The following is a 14,220-nucleotide window of genomic DNA, read 5'->3' as shown; positions in this document are numbered from 1 at the left end:
CCTCGGGTCCGGCGCCCCGTGCCGCCGCCGTCCACCGGATCCTCGTCGTTCCCGGTCGACTCCCCGTCCGGCTACCCGCGTCGCCGCGCGTCGTGCTCGTTCGTGCCGGGCCGCGCCCGGCGTCGCCGCTCGATCAGCGGCGCGGGATCAGCTCTCGGTCTCGGCGCCGTCCTCCGAGGAGGACTCGGAGCCGGACTCGGAGCCCGAGCCGCCGCCGACCACGGAGTCGATGAAGTCGGGGTTGTCCTCGAGCCACTGGTCGACGGCCTCGTCGTTCGAGTTGCCGCCCATCTCGTTGAACATGATGTTCTCGAGCTCGGCGAGCTGCGCGTCCTCGAACGTGAAGCCCGAGATCCACTCGGCGACCTCGGGGAACTCCGAGGAGAACTCCGCGTTGCCGTACGTGTAGATGTTGTCCGGCTCGCCGAAGGCGCCCTCGGGGTCCTCGAGGTCGCGGATCGGGAAGGCGTCGTAGGCCCAGTGCGGGCGCCACAGCGTGACGACCACGTTGTCACCGGCGTCGATCGCGGCGCTGAGCTCGGAGAGCATCGCCGTGGTCGAGGAGATGACGTACTCCATGTCCTCCAGGCCGTAGGTCGGGATGACCTCGTCCGTGGTGATGCGGGTGAGGCCGGCGCCCGGCTCGATGCCGACGATGCGGTTGCCGAACTCGTCCGCGTTGTCCGCGAGCTCGTCCAGGGACTGGATCGGCGCATCCTCGTTCACGGCCATGGTGAGGGGCGCGCCCTCGTACCACATGCCCAGCTCCTCGAGGTCGTCGCCGTACTGCTCGAGGTAGTCCGCGTGCGTGTTGGGCAGCCAGGTGTCGAAGTTGAGGTCGAAGTCGCCCTCGGCGAGACCCGTGAAGACCACGCCGGCCTCCGCGGTCTCGAGCGTGACGTCGTAGCCCTGCTCCTCGAGGATGGCCTGCCACAGGTGGGAGACGGCGATGCCCTCCTCCCAGCCGGAGTGGACGCCGATGGTGATCTCGCCACCCTCGCCGCCGCCCTCGCCCGAGTCGCCGCCGCCCTCGCCCGAGTCGCCGCTGGTGTCGCCGCCCGTGTCCTCGGACTCGTCCTCTCCTCCGCCGCACGCGGCGAGGGTGAGGGCGAGGGCCGAGACGGTGGCCGCTGTGGTGATGAGTCGCTTGGTTCGCATGTCTCTCCTTGGGTTCCTCAGGGGTGTCGTTCTGCGCGGGGGCGCGGGATCGTCCGGGTCAGCCCTTCGCCATGCGGTTGGCGCGGTTGACCGCGCCGTGCTGGGCGAGGGAGGCGGTGAGCCGGTCGAGGTACATGGCCAGGATGACCACGCCGAGGCCGGCCTCGAAGCCGAGCCCGATGTTGATGCGCGTGAGTGCCGAGTAGACCTCCGCACCGAGGCCGGGGGCGCCGACCATGCCGGAGATGACCACCATCGACAGCGCGAGCATGATGACCTGGTTGACGCCGGCCATGATGGTCGGCTGGGCGAGCGGCAGCTGGATCTGCCGCAGGATGCGACCCGGGGTGGAGCCGAAGGCCTGACCGGCCTCGACCACCTCGGGGTCCACCTGCCGGATGCCGAGCTCGGTCATGCGCACGGCGGGCGGCAGGGAGAAGATGATCGTGGCGACGATGCCCGGGACCTCGCCGACGCGGAAGAGCACGACGGCGGGGATGAGGTAGACGAACGCGGGCAGCGTCTGCATGAGATCGAGGAAGGGGCGCACGATCGCCGACGCGCGCGAGCTGAGCCCCGCCCAGATCCCGAGCGGGATGCCGATCATGACCGCGATGATGCTGGCCACGAGGACCAGGGCGAGCGACATCATCGCGTTCGTCCACTGGTCCATGCCGTAGATGAGCAGCAGGCCGAGGAGTGATCCGAGCGCCAGCTGCCATCCCTTGGCGAGGAAGGCCGCGGCGACGAGGATCGCCATGATCACCCAGAACGGGGGCTCGCTCAGGGCGACGACGAGGCCGTCGTAGGCGCCACTGAAGATGACGCCGATGAGGTCGAAGAACGCGTCCAGCGTGCTGGTGAGCCAGTCGACTGCCGCGTCGGCCCACTCGCCGACCGGGACGCGGAAGAGCAGGTCGTCGTTCATCGCGTCTCCGTCTCGGTCGTCGTGCTGTCGGTGGTCGTGCCGTCGGTCGCCGCGGCGAGGTGGGCGCCGGAGGCGGCGCCGGTCGTCGAACCGGCGTCACCCCCCGTGCCCGCCGCGTCCGGTGGCGGGAGCTCCTCGACCGGTGTCCCCGTGTCCTCGAGCTCGTTGGGAACCATCGCCTCGAGCAGCGACACGCGAGGGACGACGCCGAGCAGCCGGTCGTCGTCGTCGGTCACCGCGACCGCGAGGCGGGCCTCGGCGGCCGGGGCGAACACCTCCGAGATGGGGGTGTCGACGTTGACGGCGCTGGTGTCCGGGTGGATGTACGGCGCGATGGTCGACTCCTTGCGGCGCTGGGCGTCGAGCAGCTCGTCGTCGTAGACCGAGCCGACGAGCTTCTGCCGCCGGTCGATGACGTACGCGGCGGAGACCTGGCCGTCGCGCAGGGTGCGCAGCGCCTCGCCGGGGCCGTAGTTCTCCCAGACGGTGGTCGCCGGACGGGTCATGACCGAACCGGCGGTGATGACGCGCGACCGGTCGACGTCCGCGATGAAGCGGGCCACGTACTCGTCGGCCGGGTCGGAGAGGATCTTCTCGCCGGAGTCGATCTGCACGATCCGGCCGTCCCGCATGACCGCGATGCGGTCGCCGAGACGGACGGCCTCGTTGAGGTCGTGCGTGATGAAGACGATGGTCTTGCCGAGGCTGGTCTGCAGCTCGACGAGCTGGTCCTGCATCTCGCGGCGGATGAGGGGGTCGAGCGCGGAGAACGCCTCGTCCATGAGGAGGATCTCGGTGTCCGACGCGAGCGCACGGGCGAGTCCGACGCGCTGCTGCATGCCGCCGGAGAGCTGGGCCGGGACGGCGTCCTGCCAGCCGCCCAGGCCGGTGATCTCGACGACCTCGCGGGCACGCTCGAGGCGCTCGGACCGCCCGACACCCTGGATCTCGAGCCCGTAGGCCGCGTTGTCGAGGACGGTGCGGTGCGGGAGGAGCGCGAAGTGCTGGAACACCATCGAGACCTTCGTGCGGCGGATCGACCGCAGCTCGGCCCCCGAGGCCTTGGCGATGTCGGTCCCGCCGATCTCGATGCTCCCCGAGGTCGCGGGGTGGAGCCCGTTGAGGGTGCGGATCAGGGTCGACTTGCCGGAGCCGGACAGTCCCATGACGACGAAGATCTCGCCGGGCTCGACGTCGAAGCTCGCGTCGATGACGGCCGCGGTGCCGAGGTGCTTGATCTCGTCGCGGCTCGCGCCCTTCTCGAGGCGATCGACCGCTCGACGGCCCTGGCGGCCGAAGACCTTGTAGACGTTCCGTGCACTGAGTGCGACCATCTGTCCTCCGTGATCCGAGCCTGTCCGCGTCCCGTCCTCGGGCGGCACACGGTGGTCCGCTCGGCGCGCACCAGGCTTCTCGTCGTCACGAGCACGCGCCTGGCCGGCATCGTCCCCGGGATGCGAGGGCGGCACCTGGCCCGGCCGGATCCGTTTCCGGGCGCGGCCGAGCAGCGCTGTGACCGTTCAAGGGTGGGGGTCAGGTGGAGGGATGGCAAACATGACGATGCCCGTATTCCCTGCGTCCCACGGCCCGAATCCGGTGGAACCCCAACGAATATCAACGATCTGGCACGGATGGGTGATCGTTAACCCTTTGTGACCGGATCATGCGCTTTCGTGGCCCGGCTCACCGCGTCAGGACTGATCTGCCATGGAGATCGAGTCGTCGAGGTACTCGTTCGTGTACAGCTGCGCCGGGTCGAGGGTGTCGAAGGACACCGCGCCCTGGTCGACGAGCACCGGCAGGTAGGTGTCGACGATCTCCTGCATCCGCTCCGGGTCGAACGCCCCGAACGTCCCCGACGCCGGATCGTCGTGCACGAGGTCCTCGGCCAGCTGGGTCTCGACCGAGTACTGCGCCACGCCCTCGGAGTAGGTCCAGGAGAGCTGGTAGCTCTCGACGAGGTCGAGGATGAGGTCCGTGGCCGGGCCCGGGTCGGCGAGGAAGTCGATCTGCGACTGCTGGAGGACGGGGACGAGCCGCTCGAGGCAGGGCGCGAGCTCCTCGACCCGGTCCGCCCGCACGGCGACCGGCCCGGGGTAGGTCGAGTGCCCCACCTCGGCGAGCAGCCCGCTCGCCACGGGGCGGCCCCACGGCTCGACCTCGTTCTCGTACACGTACGGCTCGTTGGTCAGCAGGCCCTGCTGGACGATGCTCGGGTCGGAGACGAACCGGGCCGGCGTCCCCTCGTAGCTCGTGTCCGACCGGGAGAGGTCGAACTCGGTGGTCGACGCGACGAGCGCGGGCAGCACCGGCCCGCTCGTCACCACCGTGGCGTCGGTCGCGACGATGTCCTCGACCGTCTCGGCCTCCGGGTACGTCTCCGGGTCCCACATGAGGATCTGGGGAGACACCGTGAGCTGGGAGACGACCGCGACCGTCGGCTGCGCCTCGTGGTTGACGATCGCCGAGTCCGTGTTGACGGCCCCGACGGTGATGTCGTCGTCGAGGTACATGAGAGCGGCGACGGACTGGAAGCCGACGTTCGGCCCGCCCGGGCGCACCTCGATCTGCACGCCGGTGTCGACGTCGCCCGCCACGAGGGAGCCCGTCACGGACTTGGCCTCGGTGTCGATCTCGTAGTCCTCGCCGACGAGCTCGTACATCGCGCCGTGCTCGGCCTGTGGCTGCCAGTCCTGCTGCATGACGACGGTGGCCGGGCAGACCTCGGCCAGGTCGAGCGCACTGCCCGCCTCGGCCGCGGTCGTCCCGGGCGCGGGGCCGTCGCCCGCCCCGTCGTTGTCGGACCCTCCGCCGCAGGCCGCGAGCACCATCGCCAGCCCGACGAGCGCCACCCCGCCCCGCCCCTTCCGTCGAGACTGCGGTTCGTACCCGTCGAGATTGCGGTTCGTCGTCGAGATTGCGGTTCGTCGTCGTCGAGATTGCGGTTCGTGCACGCCCGGGGCGGGGTTCGTCGTCGTCGGGGGCGTCGTTCGTCGTCGGGGAGTCATGGGGTCTCCGGTTCTGCGGCTCACGCGCGCGGTCCGTACCAGCGGCTGATGACGAGGGAGTCGAGGATCGCGAACACCGCGAACACGACGACGCCGAACAGCGCGGTCAGCGTGATCGCCGTGAACAGCGCGTCCATCTGCAGGCGCAGCGTGTACGTGCGCAGGAGCCCGCCGATGCCGGCCGGACCCTGCTGGAAGAAGTAGTCGCCGACCAGCGCGCCGATGACCGAGAGCCCCGCGGCGGTGCGCAGGCCCGTGAACATCGACGGCACGGCGGCGGGGAGGGTGAGGTGGCGCAGGCGCTGCCAGCGGCTCGCGCGGTGGAGGGTGAACAGGTCGTGCGCCGGGCTGCCGGCGGAGCGCAGCCCGAACAGGGTCGTCGAGATCATCGGGAACAGCGCGATGATGACGCAGACGATGACCCGCGCCGGGAACCCGTAGCCGAACCAGATGCCGATGAGCGGCACGAGGGCGAGGATCGGGATCGTCTGGAGGATGACGGCGTAGGGGTAGAGGACCTTCTCCACCCACCCGGCGAGCGACATGAGCACGGCCCAGGCCACTCCCAGCACGACGGCGAACCCCAGGCCCGCCATGGCCACCACCACGGTGTTCCCCAGGGCGTCGAGCATCGGGCCCATCACGCGGTCGTCGGCGAGCGCGCCGGCGTAGACCTCGTGCGGCGGCGGGAGCAGGAACCGCTGGTCCTGGGGCAGGACGAGGTAGGAGACGGCGTACCAGATCGCCACGATGCCCGCGATCGCCACGGCGACCGGCCAGGCCGCGCCGAGCCACGCGCGGGGGCCGCTCCCCCGGGTGCGCCGCGGAAGTGCCGGAGCGTTCCCGACGCCGGAGCCCGGGTCCGGGCGGGCATCGGCACCCTGGAGGGTGGGCTCGGCAGGGAACGACGGGGCGTCGGCGGGGAGGGCGGGGTCGTTCGTCGTCGGGCGGGGTGAGGACCGGGGGTCCTCCGACGGCCGGCCGGTGACCGCGGGGGCGATGTCGTTGGGAGCGGTGTCCGTGTCTCGGGCGCTCATGCGTGGGCCCCCAGCGCGGCCGAGATCTCGCCGGTGAGGGCGGCGAACTCGGGCTCGTAGCGGAGCTCGGGCGGGCGATGGCGGCCCCACGGGACCGGGACGTCGGCGACGATCCGGCCGGGCCTGCCGCTCATGACGAGCACCCGGGTGGAGAGGTAGGCGGCCTCGGACACCGAGTGCGTGATGAACACGGCGGCGAAGGAGGCGGTGGTGAACAGGCGCAGGAGCTCGGTCTGCATCGTCAGGCGAGTGATCTCGTCGAGGGCGCCGAAGGGCTCGTCGAACAGCGCGAGCTCGGGCTCCCGGACGAGCGCGCGGGCGAGCGAGACGCGCATCCGCATGCCGCCGGAGAGCTCTCGCGGGTAGCGGTCCTCGGAGCCCGCGAGTCCGACGAGCTCGAGGGCGGCGAGCGCCTCGCGGCGGCGCTGCGCCCGCGGCACCCCGGTGAGGTGGCCCGCGAGCTCGACGTTGCCGAGCGCCGTGCGCCACTCGAGGAGGGTGGGGTCCTGGAAGACGTAGCTGATCGCGTCCGTCCGGGTCGTCAGGGTGCCGGCGGTGGGCCGGTCGAGGCCGGCCGCGAGGCGCAGGAGCGTGGACTTCCCGCAGCCCGACGGGCCGACCACCGTGACGAGCTCGCCCGGGGAGACGGTGAGGTCGACGTCCGTGAGCGCCACGGTGCCGGTGCCGTTCCCGGCGCCGAAGGTCTTGCCCACGCCGTCGAGAGTGAGCATCGGCGAGCCGGCCCGGGCGTCGGGGGGTGCGTCGGCCGGTGCGTCGGCGTGCGGGGTCGAGAATCGTGCGGCCTGTGCCGTCATCGGGGGGCGCTCTCGGTCGGGGTCACGGTGGTAGGCGCCGCCGGTCGGCCCTGGCCGTCCGACCCGGTTCCGCGTCACCCGTGCCCACCTCGACCGGGTGCCGCCCTGGGGCCGGCTCGGGATGACGCGGGTCCCTGTCTGCCCGGGTCGAGGTTGCGGTCAGCATAGTCCCGGTGTCGAGAGTGCGGCTGAGGAGCCGCGATGTGCCAGGAGTGCGGCTCAGCCCGGTCACCGAGATTGCGGTTCGTCGTCGTCGAGATTGCGGTTCGTCGCCGGGGCGGTCGTGGATCGCAGCGGTCGAGAGTGCGGGTGGGGCTCGCCCCACCCGCACTCTCGACACCTGTCCGCCGCGCTCCCGGCGGTCCTGACCGCACGCTCGACGTGCACCAGCCGCAATCTCGGCGGGCACCAACCGCAATCTCGACGAACGAGGGGTCAGGAGACGTCGGCCCGGCGGACCCGCCACACGCCCACGGCCATCGGCGCCACGATCCACAGCCCGACGGCGCTCAGCAGGTGCGGCCAGCTGGCCACCGTGCCCTGCGTGAGGTCGCCGACGGCCTGGCTGAACGCGAGCCACGGGGCGATCTCGGCGAAGCGGTCCCCGCGCATGAGCTCGAGCGAGTTGACGACCTGCGGCCCGGCCAGGGCGATGACGATCGCGAGCGGGGTGCTGAGCGTCGCGGCGCCCCAGGCGGACCCGAGCGCGGCGTACAGCAGGAGCGCCACCGTGACGCCGGCGCACACGCGCACGAGCTCTCCGGCGGAGCCCAGGTCCACGCCCGCCACGGCGGAGACCGCGATCGCCACCACGAGGCAGGACAGAGCCACGACCAGCCCGACGACGAGGCCCGCCGCGATCTTCGCCGCCATCACGCGCCCCCGACGGTGATCCATCGCGAACGTCGAGACGATCGATCCCTGCCCCCACTCCGAGGTGATGAGCAGGCTCGTGAGCACGGGCAGGAGCAGCGCCGCGGCGATCGAGCCGGCGCCGAGGACGAAGCTGACCGTCGTCCCGGCCGCGCCCTCGGCCACGATCGCGGCGACGACGAGGAGCGGCGCAGCCCCGAGCGTCACGGCGGTGAGCACGGCGCCGGAGACGGTGTCGACCGACTTGCGCAGCTCGATCCGCAGCCGGCGCCACATGGTGAGGCCACGGACGGGGGGCGCCTCGTCGTCGGGCGTGGTGGTGACGGTGCCGCCCATGGCGGCGGGTCCTGCGTCCAGCTCGGTGGTGGTCATCTCGGATCCTTCCGGTGCGTGCGGGGAACGGGGGGCGGTGCGGGCACCGGCGTCGGCGCCGGGTCGGGTACCGGCGGCGCTGGTCGGGGCGGTCATGTCGATCGCCCCTCAGGCGGCCGTGAGGGAGAGGAAGGCGTCCTCGAGCGCGGAGCTCGCGGGGGCGAGGAGCGTGAGCGACACGCCGGCGGCCTGGGCGGCGCGGCCCACCTCGTCGGCGCCCGCCCGGACCTCGACGCCGTCGGTCCCGGTCACGGGGTCGAGTCCCGCCGCGGTGAGGGCGGCGAGGAGCGCGGACCGGTCGGTCGCGTCGACCCGCACGGACCCCGCGCCGACGACCTCGGCGGCCGTCCCCTGCGCGAGCAGCCGGCCTGCCCCGATGACGACGTACCGGTCCGCCACGGTCTGCACCTCGGCGAGGAGGTGGGAGGACAGGAGGACGGCTCCGCCGTCGTCGGCGAAGTCGCGCAGCACGCCACGGAACCAGCGGATGCCCTCGGGGTCCAGGCCGTTGAAGGGCTCGTCGAGGATGAGGGCGCGCGGGTCGCCGGCGAGGGCGACGGCCAGGCCGAGGCGCTGGCGCATGCCGAGGGAGTAGGCGCGCACGCGGCGGTCGGCGGCGTCGGTGAGGCCGACCCGGTCGAGCAGCTCGACCGCGTGACGGGCCGGCCGGTCGACGGTGAGCAGGGCGAGCTCGAGGATCTCGGCCCCGGTGCGGCCGCGGTGGAGGGCGGCGGCGTCGAGGAGCTGGCCGACCACGCGGCCCGGGTTGACGAGCTCCGTGTAGGGGCGGCCGTCGACGAGCGCCGTGCCGGACGTCGGGCGGCTGAGCGCGCAGACCATCCGCATCGTGGTGGACTTGCCGGCCCCGTTGGGGCCGAGGAACGCGGTCACGGCACCGGCGGGCGCCGTGAACGTCAGGTCGTCGACGACGGTGCGCCGGCCGTAGGTCTTGGTGAGGAGCTCGGTGGTGATCATGGCTCCAGCCTCGTGATCCGGCGGGACGCGATCCTCGGCCGTGCGGTCGGACCTGCCCCCGACGAAAGTCGCAGGAGCGGCGGCCGGAACGCGCCCGAACGTCGGGGTCGCCGAGCGCTTCCGCTCTCTACGCTGTCGGGGTGACCGAGGCCGGAGGGACGACGGGCGAGCGACGGGGTGCGCTGGGCGGCACCGGCCTCCCCGGCACCGCCCGCCCCGGCACCGCCCGCCCCGGCACCGCCCGCTCAGGCGCCGCGCGCCGTCGCCCCGCGCTGTGGCGCTCGGCCGTCTATCTCGTCCTCGTCGTCGGCGACTACGTCTCCAACCTGCTCCAGCCGGAGCACGCACCGTGGCAGGACGTCGTCGCCCTCGTCCTCCTGCCCGCCGTGGTCGTGGGCGTGCTGCACCGGGTGCGCGCGCCCCTCGTGCTCCCGGCCGCAACGATCCTGCTCGGCGCGCTCACCGGGTCCTCGCTCGTCACGCTCGGGGTGTTCGCCCTCGTCCTGCGCCGCCGCGACCTGGTGGCGGGCAGCTTTCTCCTCCTCGCCGCCCTCACCCAGCTCTCCCCGTGGGGCGAGCGGGTCGCCGACGTCTGGGTCACGGGGGACGGTGGTGGTGGGGCTGGTGGCGGGGTCGATGGTCCGGGTGGTTGGGCCACAGCGCTCGAGGTGGCCCTCAGCATCGCGGCCGCCGTGGTCGTGCCCGCCCTGCTCGCCGCCTACCTCGCGGCTCGGCGCCGCCTCGCCGCCGAGGAGGCCGAGCGGGCCCGGCTGGCCGAGGACGCCCGGGTCGCCCGGGAGCGGGAGGCCGTCCTCGCCGAGCGGCGCCGGATCGCGGCCGAGATGCACGACGCCGTCGGCCACCAGCTCGCCCTCATCAACCTCCAGGCCGGCGCGCTCGAGGTCAACCCGGGGGCCGGTCCGGACGTCGTCGAGCGGCACGCGGCCGCCGTCCGCGCCGCCGCGACGGCCGCCACCCGCGACCTGCGCGCCGTCCTCGACGTCCTCGGCACCGACGACGCCCCCGCCGCCCTCGGTCCGCAGCCCGGCCTCGCGGACGTCGACACCCTGCTCGACGACGCCGAACGCGCCGGCGCCACCGTGCGCCGCGACGTGGCGGTCGAACCCGGCGCCGAGGTCCCGGACGCCACCGGCCGCGCGGCGTACCGGATCGTCCAGGAGTCGCTGACGAACGCGCTGCGCCACGCGCCGGGCGCTCCCGTCGACGTCGAGGTGGCGGCCGACGGGACCGACGGCGTGCGGGTGACCGTACGGAACCCGCTGCCGGACCGCGGGGCGACGACGCCGGCGACCGTCCCGTCGCCGGACCCGCACCGCGCCGGTCTCGGGCTGCGCGGCCTGGCCGAGCGCGCGCGCAGCGTCGCGGGCACGCTGAGCGCCGGACCGGGGAGCGGGCCCCGTCCCGCTCCTGGATCGGGGCACGACGACGCCGGGTACTGGATCGTGCGGGCCCACCTCCCGGCGGAGCCCTCGGCAGCTGCGCCGGGCACCGCCCCTCACACGTCGCCTGCCCCCGCCGCACCCACCCCGACCGGTCCGACCAGGGAGACGCCATGATCCGGGTCCTCGTCGTCGACGACGACGCGCTCGTCCGCTCGGGCCTGTCGATGATCCTCGCCTCGGCCGACGACCTCGAGGTGGTGGCCGAGGCGGCCGACGGGCGCGCCGGGGTCGAGGCGGCGATCGCCCACCGCCCCGACGTCGTGCTCATGGACGTGCGGATGCCGGTCCTCGACGGGATCGCGGCGACCGCCGAGATCACGCGGGCCGTCCCGACCGCCCGGGTCTGCGTGCTGACGACGTTCCAGCTCGACGAGTACGTGTTCGGCGCGCTGCGCTCGGGGGCCGCCGGGTTCCTGCTCAAGGACGCGGGGCCGCGTCAGATCGTCGCCGCCGTGCGGTCGGTGGCGGCGGGCGAGGCGATCCTCTCCCCCGCCGCGACCCGGTCGCTCATCGACGCCTACGCCCCGATGGACGACTCGTCCGAGGTCGCGGCCGCCCGGCGGCTCCTCGACGAGCTCACCCCGCGCGAGCGGGAGGTCGCCGACGCCGTGGCCCGCGGCGAGTCGAACGCCGAGATCGCCGCGGCGCTGCACATGTCCGAGACGACCGTGAAGTCCCACGTCACGCGGATCTTCGGCAAGCTCGGGGTCGACAACCGGGTGAAGGTCGCGATCCAGGTGCGCGTCGCGGCCGGCCGCGCCTGAGTCAGGCGTCAGCGGGGCCGGTCCTGCTACGTTCGGCGCCATGAGCGGACCGGCACCGATCCTCATGGGCGTCTATCGGTTCCCGAAGATGCTCACCTCCAGGTCGGAACCCGCCATCCTCGGGGTGCTGCCGGGACGGGTGTGGCTCACCGGGCAGGGCGGCGTCTTCTTCGACGCGCCCGCCGATCGGATCGGCGCCAAGGTCAACAGGACGGTCGGCAGCATCGCGCTCGAGGTCGACGGCAACAAGCACATCGTCGCCGGGGTGGGCAGCGCCACGGGCGGGCCGTTCAGCCCCGAGCAGCTCCGGGAGCTGCAGCACTCGCGGCAGGCGATCGCGGCGGGCCCCACGACGCAGTCGCTGATGGCCGGGCAGGCGCTCTACGTCGGCACAGCCGGCAAGGCCGACGGCAGCTACACCGGTGCGTTCGGCTCGATGGCCGACGGGGAGATCGGTCAGCAGCGCGACTTCGGGGCGGCCCTGCGCGAGCTGTTGACCGCGGTGGGAGTCACCCTCTGACAGGTCGTGCGGCTCAGCGGCCTCGGGCCGCGATCTCGTCGGCGATCGTCGCGGCGTCGGCCCCGCCCGCGAGCAAGAGGTGGAGCACCAGCCGGGCCTTGCGCGCGGACAGGCGCCCAGCCATCAGCGCGCCCCGGGCGATGAGGTCCTGCTCGGAACCGGGGAACCCGTACAGCCGCGTGGTCGTGCCGCCGCGCAGGGTGCGCGACGCGACGACGACCGTCACGCCGTCGTCGATCGCCGCGGACACGAGGTCGGCGACCTCTCCCGACACGTGCCCGACGCCCGTCCCGGCGAGCACCACACCCTGCACGCCGGTGGCGAGGACGGCTCGCAGGACCGATCCGTCGTCGTCGAAGGAGGACTCGAGCAGCGGGACGGCCACGCGACCGCCGGGCGGGGCGACGAGCGCCGGGGGGCGGTCGACCGGCGTCCAGCTCGGCCAGTACCGATCCTCGACGACGACGCCGACCGGCCCCGTCCCGGGCGACTCGAACGTCTCGAGCGCGGTCGACGACACCTTCGTCACGCGGGCGGCGAGGTGGACGGTGTCGTTGAGGCAGGCCAGCACGCCGAGACCACGGGCGTCGGCGGAGGCGGCGGTGATCGCGGCGGCCAGCAGGTTCGCCGGGCCCTCGGCGCCGGCCATCGCGGCGGACCGCATGGCGCCCGTGACGACGAGCGGTGTGTCGTGGCCCCACAGCAGGTCGAGGAGGTACGCCGTCTCCTCGAGGGTGTCCGTCCCGTGCGTGACGACGATGCCGTCGACGCCGGCGCGCGCCCTGGCGTCGGCCCACGCGTGGACGCGGAGCACGTCGTCGAGGGTGAGCGACGCCGAGGGGACGTTCGTCAGCTGCTCGGCCGAGATCTCGGCGACGTCGGCGAGGCCCGGCGTGAGCTCGAGCAGGTCGCTCGCCGACAGGGCGGGGACCGCACCCTCGCCGGGCGTGGACGTGGACATCGCGATGGTGCCGCCCATCGCCCCGAGCGCCAGGTGCGTCATCCCCTCACCCTGCCACGACGAGCGAGCGCGGATCAGTACCAGCCGCGCGACTGGATGTGCGACCACGCGCCGCACGGGGTGCCGTACCGGCCGGCGATGTAGTCGTTGCCCCAGGCGATCTGCGTAGCCGGGTTGGTCCGCCAGTCCGCGCCGTGCGAGGCCATCTTCGAGCCCGGCAGCGCCTGCGGGATGCCGTACGCGCCGCTGTAGCTGTTGGACGCCCGCGGGTCCCACCGGGACTCGTACGTGTAGACCTGGTCGAGGCACGTCCACTGCGAACCGGTCCAGCCGCGCTCGGCGGCCATCGTGCGGCCGATCTCGCGGGGCGTGCTGGGCGCGGGCGAGGGGGCCGGCCTCGAGGCGGCCGCCGCGCGGGGCGCGGGGCGCTGAAGACCGACCGAGTCCGCCGCTCCCGCGGTCCACCGGCCCGCGAAGGCCTGGTCGGTCGAGCGGCCCCACCGGATCACCTGGTCCGCCGGGCCGGAGCTGACGGCGTTGCGCAGGTAGAAGGCCGCGCGCGAGGGGCGGTGCACGCCGATCGAGTCGACGCCGTTGCCGTCCCAGTCGCCGGAGATCGCCGTGTCGCCCCTGCTGCCGAAGTGGACGACCTGGTCGGCCCAGCCGGACGTGTTGCTGTTGCGGAGGTGGAACTCGGTGCCCCGGTGGATCGCGAGGGTGTCGACGCCGTCGCCGTCCCAGTCGCCCACGAGGTAGTCGTCGCTCGCCCGCCCGTAGGACAGGGCGACGTCGGCGTGGTTCGGGCGCACGTCGTTGGACATGAGCACCTGCGAGCCGCGGTGCACGGCGAGCGTGTCGATCCCGTCGCCGTCCCAGTCGCCGACGAGGTAGTCGTCGCCGGCCCGGCCGTAGCTGACGGTGTACTCGGCGACCCCCGACGTCGTCGAGTTCGTGACGTGGAAGGTGGTCCCGCGACGGATGGCGAGGGTGTCGACGCCGTCGCCGTTCCAGTCGCCCACATAGGCGACGTCGCCGACCGACCCGTACCGCACGGACCGGTCCCCGGCCGAGGTGCGGAAGTAGAACTGCGCGCCGTCGTCGCCGATCGGACCGCCGTGCATGGGGAGCGCGGTTGCGGCCCCGACGACGGGGGCGACCGCGCTGTCGGCGGCGGCATCGATCACGGCCGCGGATGCAGCGGGGGACGCGCCTGCGGCGGGGGACGCGCCTGCGGCGGGGGCTGCGAACGCCGGTGCGGCGACCGTGGCGGCCGCGGCGAGCGCGAGGACCTGGACGGGACGGGGGCTCATGATGACCTCGGTGGCTGGGGGACAGGGCCGCCCGTC

General features: G+C 73.4%; 13 protein-coding genes. 3 read left to right on the top strand and 10 right to left on the bottom strand.

What is annotated here, in order from left to right:
- Positions 1 to 147 precede the first annotated feature (147 nt).
- The 8 genes from ACZLMO_RS12315 to ACZLMO_RS12280 all read right to left on the bottom strand — a co-directional run bounded on the left by ACZLMO_RS12315 (position 148) and on the right by ACZLMO_RS12280 (position 9,166).
- A complete protein-coding gene (locus ACZLMO_RS12315; RefSeq protein WP_463653910.1) occupies positions 148 to 1,158 on the bottom strand; it encodes a glycine betaine ABC transporter substrate-binding protein in 1,011 nt (336 codons plus the stop codon).
- 58 nt (positions 1,159 to 1,216) lie between these two features.
- Positions 1,217 to 2,086 carry an ABC transporter permease gene (locus ACZLMO_RS12310; protein ID WP_425715679.1) on the bottom strand — a complete coding sequence of 290 codons (870 nt, stop codon included), beginning with the start codon at positions 2,084 to 2,086 and terminating at the stop codon, positions 1,217 to 1,219.
- Entirely contained in the window at positions 2,083 to 3,420 is a 1,338-nt protein-coding gene (locus ACZLMO_RS12305) for a quaternary amine ABC transporter ATP-binding protein (RefSeq protein WP_463653909.1), read from the bottom strand. The genes ACZLMO_RS12310 and ACZLMO_RS12305 overlap by 4 nt, the downstream gene beginning before the upstream one ends.
- Positions 3,421 to 3,777: 357 nt before the next feature.
- Entirely contained in the window at positions 3,778 to 4,938 is a 1,161-nt protein-coding gene (locus ACZLMO_RS12300; RefSeq protein WP_463653908.1) for a hypothetical protein, read from the bottom strand.
- Between the two features lie 176 nt (positions 4,939 to 5,114).
- Positions 5,115 to 6,131 (bottom strand): ABC transporter permease, encoded by a 1,017-nt coding sequence (locus tag ACZLMO_RS12295; RefSeq protein WP_463653907.1) that lies wholly within the window; start codon positions 6,129 to 6,131, stop codon positions 5,115 to 5,117.
- On the bottom strand, positions 6,128 to 6,862 hold the full coding sequence (locus ACZLMO_RS12290; protein WP_463653977.1) for an ABC transporter ATP-binding protein: 735 nt from the start codon (positions 6,860 to 6,862) through the stop codon (positions 6,128 to 6,130). The genes ACZLMO_RS12295 and ACZLMO_RS12290 overlap by 4 nt, the downstream gene beginning before the upstream one ends.
- A 519-nt stretch (positions 6,863 to 7,381) precedes the next feature.
- Positions 7,382 to 8,191: a hypothetical protein gene (locus ACZLMO_RS12285; protein WP_463653906.1), complete on the bottom strand. Its 810-nt coding sequence runs from the start codon at positions 8,189 to 8,191 to the stop codon at positions 7,382 to 7,384.
- Between the two features lie 108 nt (positions 8,192 to 8,299).
- Complete coding sequence (locus ACZLMO_RS12280) at positions 8,300 to 9,166, bottom strand: ABC transporter ATP-binding protein (protein ID WP_463653905.1); 867 nt, start codon at positions 9,164 to 9,166, stop codon at positions 8,300 to 8,302.
- A 140-nt stretch (positions 9,167 to 9,306) separates the two neighbouring features.
- Here ACZLMO_RS12280 and ACZLMO_RS12275 point away from each other — a divergent pair, with 140 nt between their 5' ends.
- The 3 genes from ACZLMO_RS12275 to ACZLMO_RS12265 are packed head-to-tail and all read left to right on the top strand — an operon-like array spanning position 9,307 to position 11,913.
- Entirely contained in the window at positions 9,307 to 10,743 is a 1,437-nt protein-coding gene (locus ACZLMO_RS12275; RefSeq protein WP_463653904.1) for a sensor histidine kinase, read from the top strand.
- Complete coding sequence (locus ACZLMO_RS12270) at positions 10,740 to 11,393, top strand: response regulator (protein ID WP_463653903.1); 654 nt, start codon at positions 10,740 to 10,742, stop codon at positions 11,391 to 11,393. Before ACZLMO_RS12275 ends, ACZLMO_RS12270 begins: the two co-directional genes overlap by 4 nt.
- Before the next feature lie 40 nt (positions 11,394 to 11,433).
- Positions 11,434 to 11,913, top strand: coding sequence for a hypothetical protein (locus ACZLMO_RS12265; RefSeq protein WP_463653902.1), 480 nt, complete (start codon positions 11,434 to 11,436; stop codon positions 11,911 to 11,913).
- A gap of 13 nt (positions 11,914 to 11,926) precedes the next feature.
- On the opposite strand, the gene ACZLMO_RS12260 is transcribed toward ACZLMO_RS12265, so the two are convergent.
- Both ACZLMO_RS12260 and ACZLMO_RS12255 read right to left on the bottom strand, forming a co-directional pair.
- On the bottom strand, positions 11,927 to 12,916 hold the full coding sequence (locus ACZLMO_RS12260; protein ID WP_463653901.1) for an asparaginase: 990 nt from the start codon (positions 12,914 to 12,916) through the stop codon (positions 11,927 to 11,929).
- 32 nt (positions 12,917 to 12,948) lie between these two features.
- Complete coding sequence (locus ACZLMO_RS12255) at positions 12,949 to 14,184, bottom strand: aggregation-promoting factor C-terminal-like domain-containing protein (protein ID WP_463653900.1); 1,236 nt, start codon at positions 14,182 to 14,184, stop codon at positions 12,949 to 12,951.
- Positions 14,185 to 14,220: the final 36 nt, after the last annotated feature.

This window comes from Georgenia sp. G2120, from assembly GCF_055326485.1.
Note: the sequence above shows the minus strand (reverse complement) of the source record. Positions and strands in the feature narration are given on the sequence as shown.

Excerpts from the sequence above, each read along its gene's own strand:
- ACZLMO_RS12260 (WP_463653901.1), bottom strand. The coding sequence starts at position 12,916 with ATGACGCACCTGGCGCTCGGGGCGATGGGCGGCACCATCGCGATGTCC.
- ACZLMO_RS12315 (WP_463653910.1), bottom strand. The coding sequence starts at position 1,158 with ATGCGAACCAAGCGACTCATCACCACAGCGGCCACCGTCTCGGCCCTC.
- ACZLMO_RS12285 (WP_463653906.1), bottom strand. The coding sequence starts at position 8,191 with ATGACCACCACCGAGCTGGACGCAGGACCCGCCGCCATGGGCGGCACC.
- ACZLMO_RS12310 (WP_425715679.1), bottom strand. The coding sequence starts at position 2,086 with ATGAACGACGACCTGCTCTTCCGCGTCCCGGTCGGCGAGTGGGCCGAC.
- ACZLMO_RS12270 (WP_463653903.1), top strand. The coding sequence starts at position 10,740 with ATGATCCGGGTCCTCGTCGTCGACGACGACGCGCTCGTCCGCTCGGGC.
- ACZLMO_RS12265 (WP_463653902.1), top strand. The coding sequence starts at position 11,434 with ATGAGCGGACCGGCACCGATCCTCATGGGCGTCTATCGGTTCCCGAAG.
- ACZLMO_RS12295 (WP_463653907.1), bottom strand. The coding sequence starts at position 6,131 with ATGAGCGCCCGAGACACGGACACCGCTCCCAACGACATCGCCCCCGCG.
- ACZLMO_RS12255 (WP_463653900.1), bottom strand. The coding sequence starts at position 14,184 with ATGAGCCCCCGTCCCGTCCAGGTCCTCGCGCTCGCCGCGGCCGCCACG.
- ACZLMO_RS12305 (WP_463653909.1), bottom strand. The coding sequence starts at position 3,420 with ATGGTCGCACTCAGTGCACGGAACGTCTACAAGGTCTTCGGCCGCCAG.
- ACZLMO_RS12290 (WP_463653977.1), bottom strand. The coding sequence starts at position 6,862 with ATGCTCACTCTCGACGGCGTGGGCAAGACCTTCGGCGCCGGGAACGGC.
- ACZLMO_RS12280 (WP_463653905.1), bottom strand. The coding sequence starts at position 9,166 with ATGATCACCACCGAGCTCCTCACCAAGACCTACGGCCGGCGCACCGTC.